Below are 12,529 nucleotides of genomic sequence, written 5' to 3' on the forward strand. Positions count from 1 at the left end.
AGGCGTGGGACCGGGTGGCGCCCCAGTCCACGCCCTCGGCGGGCAGGTGGAGCGGAGTGAGCGGGACGATCCGTCCGAACCAGGCCGCGGCCTGCGGCGGCAGCTGCGGAGCCGGTGCCAGGCCGGTGACGTCGCGGGCGGGGTAGAAGACCGTCAGCATGAGCTCCCGCACGGGGATCGCGGGATCCCAGGGGTCGCGCCGGGAGTCGTCGACGAGGTGGACCGGCCGGCACCCCACCCGGTGGCGGCCGGTGGGCCCGGGCAGGACGGGTACGGCCTCACCAGGTGGCCGGGCCGCGGCCTTGGCGGTGGTCCGGGGGCCGGCGTGGGCGCGGCCACCGGCGCCGAGCAACGACGCGACGGGGCCCGCCAGCAGGGCCGCGGTGACGGTACGTCGGCTCATCGGGAAGTCATGGGTCATGCGGCGCATGCTGCTCCGCCCGGACCGCCACCGGCGATCGTTTAGGTTTGAGGCTCAAGGATGGCGCCCCCGACCCGATGGGGCCGACACCCGAGGAGGCGCCGTGCTCCGGATCCACTTCACCCCGGACGACTTCGCCCGGGTCGGCCTCGCGCCTCGGCCGGCACCGCTCCAGGAGCTCAACGCGGCGCTCACGACGATGGTCGGCCAGGACGGCGGGCCGCTCCACGAGGCGTGGCGGCGCCGGGCGCTGCGCGCTCTTCCGAAGGCGGCCCTCCCGCTCGCGGACCTCGTTCCGGCCGGGCGGGCGCCGATTTTCCTGGACACCCTGGCGGACTCCCTCCCGGAGGCCCTGGAGCAGGTCCGTTCGGCCCCCGCCGAGCTGGTCGGAGCCGAACTGGAACGGGTCTACGCACCCGTGCGCACGCCCGCCCCGGCGTGGGTCCACGAACTGCGCGGGGGCGCCCCCGAGGCATGGCGCCTGGTCCAGCGCGCTCAGCGCGCGGCGTTCGAGGTGCTGCTCGGCCCGGTCTGGGCTCGGGTGCAGGACCTGCACCACGCGGAGTTCGTGCGTCGGGCCGTCCAACTCGCCGAAGGCGGCGTCGGCCCGCTGCTGGCCGGACTGCTGCCCGGTGCCCGCCTGCGCGGCGGCGTCTGGGAGCTCCCGGGGCGGCCCCGGGAGGTCCGCCTCGGCGGGCGCGGGCTGCTGCTCCTGCCCACCTTCCACTGGACCGGCGGGCCAATGCTGTCCGACCTGCCCGGCCGTCCGGTCGCCGTCACGTATCCGGCCGGTGCCGGGCTGCTGCCGCGGCCCGACGGCCCGGCGGGTCCGGAAGCGCTGGTCAAGGTGATCGGGAACACCCGCGTCGAGCTGCTGCACCTGCTGGCCGAGGAGCGCACCACGACCGAGCTCGCCCGGCGGCTCCGGGTCAGCGCCGCCACGGTCTCGGCGCACACCGCGGCTCTTCGGGGCGCCGGACTGATCTCCAGTGCGCGGGCCGGCAAGGCGGTCCTGCACCGGCGCACCACGCTCGGCGGCCTGTTGCTGCGGCAGGACGCCCGCGTGCTGTGACCGCGAACCCGCACCGAGCCCTCGGGGCGGGCGTCCGCGGTCACAGCGGCGGGGGCGTTCAGACCACGGTCGGCAGCGGGGGCTCGACCGCCAGCGGGGCTGAGCTGCGGGCGCGGTGCTGGGCCGCCCAGGTGGTGAGGGCGACGGTGCAGGCGTGGTCCAGGTGGCGCAGCCCGGACCAGTCGAGCTCGACCGGGCGGTCCGCCGGGAGGCGTTCGAGGGTGTCCAGCAGCCGGGGCAGCCGCAGGAAGGTCGCGTTGCCGCTCAGCCTGACCCGCAGGGGCGCCTCGCCCGCGCCGGGGGCGGACGGCGGCTCCTCCACGCCGATCTGCAGGTGGGAGGTCTGCCAGGCGGACTTGACCACGGCCAGTCCGACGCCGATCAGCACCCCTTCGAACAGGTCGGTGGTGATCACCGAGACGGTGGTGACGACGAGCACCGCCGCCTCGCCCCGGTGGTCGCGGCAGAGCGCGACGATCCGCCGCACCGGGATGAGCTTGGCGCCCGCGTGGACCAGGACGGCGGCCAGCGCGGTCAGCGGGACGAGGCCGAGCACGCCCGGCAGCAGGGCGGTGAACAGCAGGAGCCAGCCGCCGTGCAGCACCCGGGAGGCCTTGGTGCGGGCGCCGGCCTGGACGTTGGTCGCGCTGCGGACGATCACGGCCGTCATCGGGAGCGCGCCGAGCAGGCCGCAGAGGGTGTTGCCGACGCCCTGGGCGGTGAGTTCGCGGTCGTAGTGGGTGCGCGGGCCGTGGTGCATCCGGTCGACGGCGGCGGCGCTGAACAGCGTCTCGGCGGAGGCGATCAGGGTGAAGGCGAGGATGGTGCCGACGCCGGCCGTGGTGGCCAGGGCGCCGAGCGCGGCGTGGTCGGGCAACCGGACGACGTCGAGCAGGCCGGCCACCTCGACCCGGGCCACCGGCAGGTCGGCGACGGCGGTGACGGCGGCGGCCAGGCCGACGGCGCCGAGCGGGCCGGGCAGCGCGCGGGCGAGGCGCGGCGGAAGATACTTCCAGGCGACCAGCACCAGCAGGGTGGCCGCGCCGAGCGCCACCGCGCTGGGGTCGGCGGCCCCGGTGGCGGCGTCGCGCAGCAGCGCGGGGAGGCCGGCGATCTTCTCCGGCCCCGCCCCCGGGGCGCGGCGGTCGGCGAGCGCGTACAGCTGGCCGAGCACCAGGGTCAGGCCGATGCCGGCCAGCATGCCGTGCACCACGGAGGCCGACATGGCACGGAACCAGCGACCCAACCTCAGTGCTCCCATGGCGAGTTGGAGCAGACCGGTGAGCAGGACCAGGACGCCGAGGGCGCCCGCGCCGTACTCCTGGACGGCTTCGTGGACGAGGACGGTCAGGCCGGCGGCCGGGCCGCTGACCTGGAGGCTGCTGCCGGGCAGCGCGCCGACCACCAGGCCGCCGACGATGCCGGTGACCAGGCCGAGTTCGGCGGGCACGCCGGAGGCGACGGCGACGCCGACGCAGAGCGGGAGGGCGACCAGGAAGACCACCAGGGAGGCGGGCAGGTCGTGGCGCCAGGGTACGGCGCGCAGCACGGCGGCCGGGCGGCGGAGGGGCGAGCCTTTCACCGGCGCACCGCCGTCCGGGGAGCGGGACAGGTCGTCGCGGCGGGAGTGACCGACGTGGCGGGAGTGGTCGTCGTGGCGGGAGCGGTCGACGTGGCCGTAGCGGTCGTCGCGGTCGGGACGGCGGGAGCGGCGGAAACGGGAGCGGCGGGGCAGGCGGGCAGGGCACAGCGTCGAGGCATGAGGAGGTTCCTTCCGCGCACCCGGCACGGCGGCGCGCCGCGGGCGGCGCATCGCCGCGGGTGCGTTGCTGCGGATGCGGTGCTGCGAGGTGCTGCTGGTGGCTGCGGTGCTGCGGTGGCGGCTGGGACGCGCGGGACGGGCCGGCCGGCGCGACGGGCGGGCTGCACGGGGACCGGACGCCCGGAGCACCCCCGCTCCCTGGACGGTCCCGAACCCCCTTGCCGTGACCCCGTGTTGAACATGGCAACCATGACGGGTCCGGCGTGCCACCGACGGTACCCAGCGGCCGGCGGGCGGCCAACCTCGCACACCGTTCCTTCACGCGAGAGGCACACCGAGGACGCTTCCCGGCCGGAATTCAGGCCTCGGACGGGTACGGACGTTCGCCCGTCGATCGGGTGGACGAACCGCGTCCGTCCACCGCCCCGCCCACCGCCGGGTGTTCCGTCCGCAGGCGGTACGGGTACGTACCAGGGACCGCCCGCGCGCACCCTCCGCGCGCGGCCCTTCCCGTCCGGGAGGCCCCACCGTGTCCTTCGCGATGACCCGTACCGCGTGCGAGCGCTTCCTGGCCGACGTGCACGTCGGCGTCCTGTCCGTCGCCGAGGCACCCGGCCGGGCCCCGCTGACCGTACCGATCTGGTACGCCTACCGGCCCGGCGGACTGCTCACCGTGCTGACCGGGCGGACGTCCGTCAAGGCGCGCCGGATCCGGGCGGCGGGCCGGTTCACGCTCTGCGTCCAGCAGGAGGAGCCGCCCTGCCGCTACGTGAGCGCGACCGGGCCGGTGGTGGCGATCGAGGACCGGGTCGACCCGGACGAGCGCGCCGCGCTGGCCCACCGCTACCTGCCGCCCGCCACCGCCGCCGCCTATCTGCTGGCCACCGCCGAGCAGTTGACGGCGGACGTCACCGTCCGGATGCGGCCCGAGCGGTGGCTCAGCGCCGACTTCACCGCCGTCACCGAGCGGATAGCCGCCCTGGAGCGGTCCGCCGAGGCGCAGCGGCCCCCGCTGGAACAGCCGCCGTCCGGGCGCGGTTGAGCAGGTGGACGGGCCGGGCGGGATACCGTACCCGCGCGGGCCCGCCCGCCACCGCACCACCGACGACCTCCTCCGAAGGGGCCCCACCGTGAGCCTGTACGACATCCCGCTGCGCACGCTGTCCGGCGAGTCCGCCTCGCTGGCCGACTACAAGGGCAAGGCGCTGCTGATCGTCAACGTCGCCTCCAAGTGCGGCCTGACCCCGCAGTACGCCGGCCTGGAGCGGCTCCAGGCGCGGTACGCCGGGCGCGGCTTCACCGTGCTGGGCTTCCCCTCGAACCAGTTCGCCGGGCAGGAGCCGGGCAGCGCCGAGGAGATCCAGACCTTCTGCTCCACCACCTACGGCGTGACCTTCCCGCTGTTCGAGAAGACCGAGGTGAACGGTGAGGACCGGCACCCGCTGTACGCGCGGCTGACCGAGACCGCCGACGCCGAGGGCCAGGCCGGGGACGTGACCTGGAACTTCGAGAAGTTCCTGGTCGGTCCGGACGGCACCGTGGCCGCCCGGATCCGGCCGCGCACCGAGCCGGAGGCGGACGAGGTGATCGCGGCGATCGAGGCCGTGCTGCCCCGCTGAGCGCGCCCGTGACGGGCCCGGGGCGCGCGACGCGTCCCGGGCCCGCCGCGCTACAACAACAGCCGGGTGCCCGGCGGGAGTTCGCCGTCCCGGGCGGCGTCGCGCAGGTGCGCCAGCAGGGTCGCCCGCAGTGCCTCGGCCGCACGGGTCGGCGGCACCTCGTGGCCGTGCGCGACGGCGATGGTGCGGCCCAGGCCGGGCCCGGCGAAGGGGGTCACGGCGAGGCCCGAGCGGTGCGCGACCATGCCGGGCACCACGGCCGGCCCGAGCCCGGCCCGTACGAAGCCGAGCACCGCGTCCATCTCCCCGCCCTCGACGGCGAACTCCGGCTCGAAACCGGCCTCCCGGCAGGCCGCCAGAGTGGCCTCCCGCACGTCGTAGCCCTCGCGGAACATCACCAGCGGCCGCCCGCGCAGCTCCGCCACCCGCACCGTGCGGCGGGCCCGAGGCCGGGCCGAGACCAGCACCAGCTCCTCGTGCAGCAGTCCGGTGACGGCCAGCGCCGGCGCCGCCTCCCCGCGCGGCGGGGTGATGATCAGCGCGAGGTCCAGCTCCCCCGCCGCCAGCGAGCGCACCAGGTCCCGCGAGCCGCCCTCGCGCACCACCAGCGCCACGCCGGGGTAGCGGTCCCGGAACACCCGCAGGACGTCCGGCACCAGGCTGGTGCACAGGCTCGGCGGCGCGCCGAGCCGCACCCGGCCGCGCCGCAGCTGCACGGTCTCCTGGACGGCGAGGCGGGCGCTCTCGGTGTCCGCGAGGATGCGCCGGGCGAGCGGCAGCAGGGCGTCCCCGGCGTCGGTCAGCGCGATGTTGCCGCGCGTGCGGTGGAACAGCTCGGCGCCCAACTCCCGTTCCAGCGCGCGGATCTGTTGCGAGAGGGACGGCTGGGCGACGTGTGCCGCCTCGGCCGCGCGGGTGAAGTGGCGGGTCTCGGCGACGGCCACGAAGTAGCGGAGTTGCTGGAGCTGCACGCGACCAGGATAGGCCGCATCGATAGGTGGTGCCTATGGTGGCCAGCCGCGTCATGTCTTGGACGCACCGTCGCCCGTCTCCCTACCGTTGTCGCCATGACAACCGCGACTCGGACGGCCCGGCACCCGTCCACCCTGGCGACGCTGTGGCGGTCGACCGTCGGCAAGAAGGCGGTCATGGCCGTCAGCGGACTGGTCATGCTGCTGTACCTGGTCGCCCACATGCTCGGCAACCTCAAGGTCTTCTCCGGTCCGGACGACATCAACGGCTACGCGGCCTGGCTGCGCACCATCGGGCAGCCCTTCCTCGGGCACGAGTGGGTCCTGTGGATCGCCCGGGTGGGCCTGCTGGCCGCCGTCCTGCTGCACGGCGTGGCCGCGTACCAGCTCAGCCGGCGCGACCTCGCCGCCCGCCCGGGCAAGTACGCCCACCAGCGGCGGCGGGCGAGCTACGCGACCCGGACGATGCGCTGGGGCGGGGTGATCCTGGCGCTGTTCATCGTCTGGCACATCCTGGACCTGACCACGCTGACCGTGAACCCCGCCGCCGAGCACGGCCGTCCCTACCAGAACATCGTGGCCTCCTTCGGCACCTGGTACTCCTGCGCGATCTACGTCGTCGCGATGCTCGCCGTCGGCCTGCACGTCCGGCACGGCTTCTGGAGCGCGGCGCAGACCCTGGGCGCCAACAACGCCCGCCGCGACCGCGCGCTGAAGCTCACCGCCAACGGCCTGGCGCTGGTGCTGACCGCGGGATTCCTGTCCGTCCCCGTGGCCGTGATGACCGGAGTGGTGAAGTGACCGAGTACCCGCACTACACCGTCGGCGAGCCGATCGCCGACACCCGGGCCCCCGCGGGGCCGATCGAGCGGCGCTGGGACCAGCGGCGGTTCGAGGCCAGGCTGGTCAACCCGGCGAACCGGCGCAAGCACACGGTGATCGTGGTGGGCACCGGCCTGGCCGGCGGCGCGGCCGGCGCCACGCTCGCCGAACAGGGCTACCGCGTCGTCCAGTTCTGCTTCCAGGACTCCCCCCGGCGGGCCCACTCGATCGCCGCCCAGGGCGGCGTCAACGCCGCCAAGAACTACCGCAACGACGGCGACTCGATCCGCCGGCTGTTCTACGACACGGTCAAGGGCGGCGACTTCCGCGCCCGCGAGTCCAATGTGCACCGCCTGGCACAGGTGTCGGTGGAGATCATCGACCAGTGCGTGGCCCAGGGCGTGCCGTTCGCCCGCGAGTACGGCGGCCTGCTGGACACCCGCTCGTTCGGCGGCGTGCAGGTCTCCCGGACGTTCTACGCCCGCGGCCAGACCGGCCAGCAGCTGCTGCTGGGCGCCTACCAGGCGCTGTCGCGGCAGATCGCGGCGGGGAACGTGGAGATGCACGCCCGCACCGAGATGCTGGACCTGCTGGTGATCGACGGCCGGGCGCGCGGCATCGTCGCCCGCGACCTGGTCACCGGCGAGATCACCACCCACACCGCCGACGCCGTGGTGCTGGCCACCGGCGGCTACGGCAACGTCTTCTACCTCTCCACCAACGCCAAGAACTCCAACGCCACCGCGATCTGGCGGGCGCACCGGCGCGGCGCCTACTTCGCCAACCCGTGCTTCACCCAGATCCACCCGACCTGCATCCCGCGCTCCGGCGACCACCAGTCCAAGCTCACCCTGATGAGCGAGTCGCTGCGCAACGACGGCCGGATCTGGGTTCCCAGGGCCAAGGGCGACACCCGCCCGCCGGCCGAGATCCCCGAGGAGGAGCGGGACTACTACCTGGAGCGGATCTACCCGGCCTTCGGCAACCTGGTGCCGCGCGACATCGCCTCCCGGGCCGCCAAGAACGTCTGCGACGAGGGCCGCGGCGTCGGCCCCGGCGGGCAGGGGGTCTACCTGGACTTCGCCGACGCGATCCGCCGGATGGGGCGGGACGCGGTGGAGGCCAAGTACGGCAACCTGTTCGAGATGTACGAGCGGATCACCGCCGAGGACCCGTACCGGGTGCCGATGCGGATCTTCCCGGCGATCCACTACACCATGGGCGGCCTCTGGGTCGACTACGACCTGCGGACGACCGTTCCGGGCCTGTTCGCGATCGGCGAGGCCAACTTCTCCGACCACGGCGCCAACCGGCTCGGCGCGAGCGCGCTGATGCAGGGCCTGGCGGACGGCTACTTCGTGCTGCCGCCGGTGCTCAACGACTACCTGGCCGGCGAGCGGTTTCCCGCCGTCCCGGCCGACCACGAGGAGATCGCCTCGGCCCAGGCCGAGGTCACCGACCGGCTCAACCTGATCCTCGCGGTGGACGGCGACCGCACGCCCGACTCCTTCCACCGCGAGCTCGGCGAACTGCTCTGGGACGAGTGCGGAATGGCCCGCGACGAGGCCGGGCTGCGCCGCGCGCTGGAGCGGATCCCCAAGCTGCGGGACGAGTTCTGGCGCCGGATCAAGGTGCCCGGCACCGGCCAGGAGCTCAACCAGGCGCTGGAGAAGGCCAACCGGCTGGTCGACTACTTCGAGCTGGCCGAGCTGATGTGCCTGGACGCGCTGCACCGCGCCGAGTCCTGCGGCGGCCACTTCCGCGTCGAGAGCCAGACCGCCGACGGCGAGGCCGCCCGGCGGGACGAGGAGTTCTCCTACGCCGCCGCCTGGGAGTTCACCGGCACCGGGCGGGCACCCGTCCTGCACCGCGAGCACCTCGACTTCGAGTACGTCCACCCCACCCAGCGGAGCTACGCGTGAACCTCACCCTTCGGATCTGGCGCCAGGCGGGCCCCGACACGCCCGGCTCGATGACCACCTACCAGGTCAGCGGGATCAGTCCGGACATGTCCTTCCTGGAGATGCTGGACACCCTCAACGAGGAGCTGATCACCCGGGGCGACACGCCCGTCGCCTTCGACCACGACTGCCGCGAGGGCATCTGCGGCGCCTGCGGCATGGTCATCAACGGCCAGGCGCACGGGCCCGAGCGCACCACCACCTGCCAGCTGCACATGCGGCACTTCCAGGACGGCGACACCATCGACGTCGAGCCCTGGCGGGCGGCGGCCTTCCCGGTGGTCAAGGACCTGGTGGTGGACCGCTCCGCCTTCGACCGGATCATCGGCGCCGGCGGCTACATCACCGCCCCGACCGGCAGCGCGCCCGAGGCGCACGCCACGCCCGTCCCCAAGGAGGCCGCCGACACCGCGTTCGAGCACGCCGAGTGCATCGGCTGCGGGGCCTGCGTGGCGGCCTGCCCCAACGGGTCGGCGATGCTCTTCACCTCCGCCAAGGTGGTGCACCTCAACGTGCTGCCGCAGGGCGCGCCGGAGCGCCGGTCCCGGGTGCGGGACATGGTGGCCACGATGGACGCCGAGGGCTTCGGCGGCTGCACCAACACCGGCGAGTGCGCGACGGCCTGCCCCAAGGGCATCCCGCTGCCCAGCATCGCCGCGATGAACCGCGAGTTCCTGCGCGCCTCGCTGGGCTGAGACCCGCGGTTACGGCGCCCCTCCCCCCGTCGGGGAGGGGCGCCGTGTGCCGTTACGCGTCGGCCGGCAGCGCGGCCAGGGTGTCGGCGAGGGCGCGCAGGTCCGCCGGGCGGAGGAACGGGCCCATCGTGGCGATCCGGTACGGGGAGACCCCGCCCAGCATCGCCCGCAGACCCTCGTTGGCCAGAATCGGCAGCCGCTCCAGGACGGCCTCGCGCGCCGTGTCGTCCGCCAGCAGCACGCGCAGCGGGGTGTGCACCGAGAGCGGGGTGTCCGGGAACTCCTCCGGCGCCGGCAGCGGCTTGGCGGCTTCGAGCGCCTGCGGCCGCTGGACGCGGACCAGCAGGTGCTCGGCGGTGACCGGTCCCTCGGCCGGCAGGCCGAGCCGTTCGAACTGGTCGGCGGGCGCGTCGCCCTCGCGCAGGGCCTCGGTGAGCAGCGTGGCCATCCGCAGCTCCAGCTCGTCGTCGACCAGCGGGTGCTCCTGCCCCGGGTCCGTCTCCAGGTCGAACAGCAGGGTGCCGTAGGCGTACGGGTTGCCCCAGTGGGCGGCCGGCATCCGCAGCACGGGCACGCCCTTGGTGAACGGCAGCGGCCCGGCCAGGGTGGCGCCGGCCAGCTCCTGCGGGGTGAAGTGGCCGCGCATGTGGGTGGGCATCAGGGTGTGCTCGAACAGCGGCCGGTTGGACGGGTCCTTGCTGGCCCGCATGTAGACGTGGCGGCCGTCGGTGATGTTGACGTGCCCGCCGAAGACGCCGAACAGGCCGTGCGGGCGGACCGGGGCGTCGGCGGCGACCGTGTCGACGAGCGGGCGGCCCTGCATGTCCGCGGTGCGCGGGACGTCGAAGTACTCCAGCAGGGTCGGCCCGAGGTCGACGGTCTGGACCAGGGAGGCGCGCCGTCCGGTGGCCCGGCTGCGCGGGTCCCAGACGAACAGCGGGGTGTGGATGTTCTCGTCGTACCAGGGCTGGATGTTCTTGCCCCACCAGCCGCGCTCGCCGAGCAGCAGGCCGTGGTCGGTGCAGACGACCAGCAGGGTGTCGTCCCACAGGTCGTGCTCGTCGAAGGCGTCCAGGACGCGGCCGAGCGAGTCGTCGCACATGGTGAGCAGCGCGGCGTACTCGTTGCGGGCGTGCTCGACGGCCTCCGGGCTCTCGGTGACCCGCTTGTAGTCGGGCCAGTCGAAGTGCGGGCCGTCCCACTCGTGCGGGTAGTGCTTCTTGTGCTCGGCGTAGGAGTAGAACGGCTCGTGCGGGTCGAAGCACTCGATCTGGAGGAACCAGCGGTCCTGCTCGCGGTTGGTGGCGATGAACTCCAGGCCGGCGTCGAAGGTCCGGGTCTGCGGGTGGTCGGCGACGTCGGCCAGGTACTGGCGGTTGACCCAGTCCTGCCGCCACATCGGGCCCAGCCGGTGGGAGAGCGTCTCGGGGATCTCCGGGTCGGCGACGTGGCCCTTCCACTTGTCGCCCTCCTGGCCGCGGAAGAACTCGTAGCTGTCGTAGCGGTTGTGGTAGGTGGCGCCGCCGTCCTCCCAGTAGTGCTGGTGGTCGGTGACCAGGTGGGTGTAGACGCCCGCCTTGCTCAGCAGGTCCGGGACGGAGTCGTCGAAGGGCTCCAGCGGGCCCCAGGAGCGGTGCAGGAAGTTGTAGCGGCCGGTGTGCATCTCGCGGCGGGCCGGCATGCAGGGCATGGAGCCGCCGTAGCAGTTGTCGAAGGTGGCGGCGCGGGCGGCGAGGCGGGCGAAGTTCGGCGCTACGGTCCAGTCGCAGCCGTAGGGCGGCAGGAACCGGCGGTTGAGGCTGTCGAACATGACCAGGACGGCTTTCACCGGGGCGTCTCCTCGTTGCTGGTGGGGCTGGGGCTGGTGGTGGGAATGGTTCCGTCGGCGAGCAGCCGGCGGACGCGCTCCAGCCAGTCGAGCCAGGCGTCGACGGCGGAGGTGCCGTACTCGTGGGTGAGTTCGCGGATCATCCGGAGCCGCTGGACGTCCGTCTCCGGCGCATCCTCGGGGAAGGACAGGGAGCGGTCCCGGGGGCGCATGACCGCCACCTGACGGCGGCGGTAGGCGAGCTCGGTGTCGATCAGCGGGAGCAGCCGCTCCGGGGCGAGCTGGGCGGAGAAGTAGAACCTGGCCATGAAGTCCGGGTCCTGGAAGCGGCTGGTCGGCTCGTACGGCGCGTGGGCCTCGCGGATCAGCTCGGCCCGGCCGGCGTCGGTCAGCCGGTAGACCTTGGCGTCCGGGCGCCCGTCCCGCGGGTCGGTCTCGTAGACCACCCAGCCCTGCTCGGCCATCCGCTTGAGCAGCCGGTAGATCTGGCTCGGGTGGGCGTTGGAGCGGACGAACTGCCCCTCCCCCGCCAGCCACTGCTTGAGGTCCCAGCCGCTGCGCGGATGGAGGGCCAGCAGGCCCAGCAGGACGTGGTCGAACTTCACCGGTTCCCTCTTCCCCGGCGTGCGCCGGTTCCTTGCATTCCTTCTAGGTGCATTCTCACCTAGGTGCAAAGTGCTATAGCTGGGGCCCATAAGTCAACCCCCCGTCGCGAACGCCTGCCGCCTGCCGCTGGCCGCCGGACCCGTCCCGGTGGAACCGGCACCGTTCACCGTCGACGCCGAGCGGACCGGCTCCTCCGGCGTCCTCGAACGCGCGCGCGGGGCGCACGGGGCACGCGGGTCGCGCGGGTAGGGCGCGCACGCCCCGTTCTTCGACTGTTCGTCAGGATCGGTTCTGACTCCCCGGATTTCGCGCTACCGTGGTCCCCGCCGAAAAGGAGTGTGCATATGCCCGAGGTCCAGGCCTGCTCCGGTTGCGGCGGGTCCGGGGGGACCCAGAAGACCGAAGCCACGGTCGAACGGGACGAGGAAGGAAGCATGGTGCCCAAGATCCACGTCTTCTGGTCGCCCTGCGGTCGGTGTCACGGATCCGGGACGGTGATCGTCGGATGAGGCTGGTCTTCGAATGCGTCGAGTGCGGCAGCCACTACCTGCCGCCGGAGGCGATGGCGTATCCCGACGGGCCCGCCTCGCCGCTCTGGTGCGCCGGGTGCCAGGCCGCGAAGCGCGCGGCGGGCGTCCGGGAGGACCCGCTGCTGGCGCGGATCGCGCTGGCGACCGCCCGGGCGGCGCGGGCCGGCGCGCCCGTCGAGGAGCCCGCCGGGCGGCCGGACGTCCGTCCCTCGCGCCCGCCGGTGTCGCGGCGGTCCCGCTCC

The 12,529-nt window shown here is 73.9% G+C and carries 11 protein-coding genes and 1 pseudogene; 7 read left to right on the plus strand and 5 right to left on the minus strand.

Going from position 1 to position 12,529, the window contains the following annotated elements; translation table 11 throughout:
* Window positions 1-421 (minus strand): annotated as a pseudogene (locus ABD308_RS26290) (alpha/beta hydrolase); the annotation flags it as partial.
* 103 nt (window positions 422-524) lie between these two features.
* Between ABD308_RS26290 and ABD308_RS26295 the strand changes: the two are divergent.
* Window positions 525-1,493, plus strand: coding sequence for an ArsR family transcriptional regulator (locus ABD308_RS26295; protein WP_344339212.1), 969 nt, complete (start codon window positions 525-527; stop codon window positions 1,491-1,493).
* 58 nt (window positions 1,494-1,551) lie between these two features.
* Here ABD308_RS26295 and ABD308_RS26300 read toward each other — a convergent pair whose 3' ends face one another.
* Window positions 1,552-3,075, minus strand: coding sequence for a SulP family inorganic anion transporter (locus ABD308_RS26300; RefSeq protein ID WP_425554851.1), 1,524 nt, complete (start codon window positions 3,073-3,075; stop codon window positions 1,552-1,554).
* A 721-nt stretch (window positions 3,076-3,796) separates the two neighbouring features.
* Here ABD308_RS26300 and ABD308_RS26305 point away from each other — a divergent pair.
* Window positions 3,797-4,297 carry a pyridoxamine 5'-phosphate oxidase family protein gene (locus tag ABD308_RS26305; protein WP_344339214.1) on the plus strand — a complete coding sequence of 167 codons (501 nt, stop codon included), beginning with the start codon at window positions 3,797-3,799 and terminating at the stop codon, window positions 4,295-4,297.
* Window positions 4,298-4,385: 88 nt separating this feature from the next.
* A complete protein-coding gene (locus tag ABD308_RS26310) occupies window positions 4,386-4,874 on the plus strand; it encodes a glutathione peroxidase (protein WP_344339217.1) in 489 nt (162 codons plus the stop codon).
* 50 nt (window positions 4,875-4,924) lie between these two features.
* Here the strand turns inward: ABD308_RS26310 and ABD308_RS26315 are convergent, their stop codons facing one another.
* Window positions 4,925-5,845 carry a LysR family transcriptional regulator gene (locus tag ABD308_RS26315; RefSeq protein ID WP_344339220.1) on the minus strand — a complete coding sequence of 307 codons (921 nt, stop codon included), beginning with the start codon at window positions 5,843-5,845 and terminating at the stop codon, window positions 4,925-4,927.
* Between the two features lie 96 nt (window positions 5,846-5,941).
* On the opposite strand from ABD308_RS26315, the gene ABD308_RS26320 reads away from it, so the two are divergent.
* From ABD308_RS26320 to ABD308_RS26330, 3 genes are read left to right on the plus strand one after another with little or no spacing between them, the layout of a single operon-like run.
* Window positions 5,942-6,646: a succinate dehydrogenase cytochrome b subunit gene (locus ABD308_RS26320; RefSeq protein ID WP_344339223.1), complete on the plus strand. Its 705-nt coding sequence runs from the start codon at window positions 5,942-5,944 to the stop codon at window positions 6,644-6,646.
* Entirely contained in the window at window positions 6,643-8,589 is a 1,947-nt protein-coding gene (locus ABD308_RS26325) for a fumarate reductase/succinate dehydrogenase flavoprotein subunit (protein WP_344339228.1), read from the plus strand. The genes ABD308_RS26320 and ABD308_RS26325 overlap by 4 nt, the downstream gene beginning before the upstream one ends.
* Complete coding sequence (locus ABD308_RS26330) at window positions 8,586-9,323, plus strand: succinate dehydrogenase/fumarate reductase iron-sulfur subunit (RefSeq protein ID WP_344339234.1); 738 nt, start codon at window positions 8,586-8,588, stop codon at window positions 9,321-9,323. The genes ABD308_RS26325 and ABD308_RS26330 overlap by 4 nt, the downstream gene beginning before the upstream one ends.
* Before the next feature lie 52 nt (window positions 9,324-9,375).
* Here ABD308_RS26330 and ABD308_RS26335 read toward each other — a convergent pair whose 3' ends face one another.
* A complete protein-coding gene (locus ABD308_RS26335) occupies window positions 9,376-11,151 on the minus strand; it encodes a sulfatase (RefSeq protein ID WP_344339237.1) in 1,776 nt (591 codons plus the stop codon).
* The gene (locus ABD308_RS26340; protein ID WP_344339241.1) at window positions 11,148-11,756 is read right to left on the minus strand and encodes a PadR family transcriptional regulator; all 609 of its coding nucleotides are present in this window, start codon (window positions 11,754-11,756) and stop codon (window positions 11,148-11,150) included. The genes ABD308_RS26335 and ABD308_RS26340 overlap by 4 nt, the downstream gene beginning before the upstream one ends.
* Window positions 11,757-12,262: 506 nt before the next feature.
* Here ABD308_RS26340 and ABD308_RS26345 point away from each other — a divergent pair.
* Window positions 12,263-12,529, plus strand: a 267-nt coding sequence (locus ABD308_RS26345) for a hypothetical protein (protein WP_344339245.1), incomplete at its 3' end; no start/stop codon positions are given.

The organism is Kitasatospora putterlickiae (assembly GCF_039527695.1).
GTDB classification, from domain to species: domain Bacteria; phylum Actinomycetota; class Actinomycetes; order Streptomycetales; family Streptomycetaceae; genus Kitasatospora; species Kitasatospora putterlickiae.

What these genes read in the sequence shown, in the direction of transcription:
- ABD308_RS26320 (WP_344339223.1), top strand. Translation starts at nt 5,942, where the DNA reads ATGACAACCGCGACTCGGACGGCCCGGCACCCGTCCACCCTGGCGACG.
- ABD308_RS26305 (WP_344339214.1), top strand. Translation starts at nt 3,797, where the DNA reads ATGACCCGTACCGCGTGCGAGCGCTTCCTGGCCGACGTGCACGTCGGC.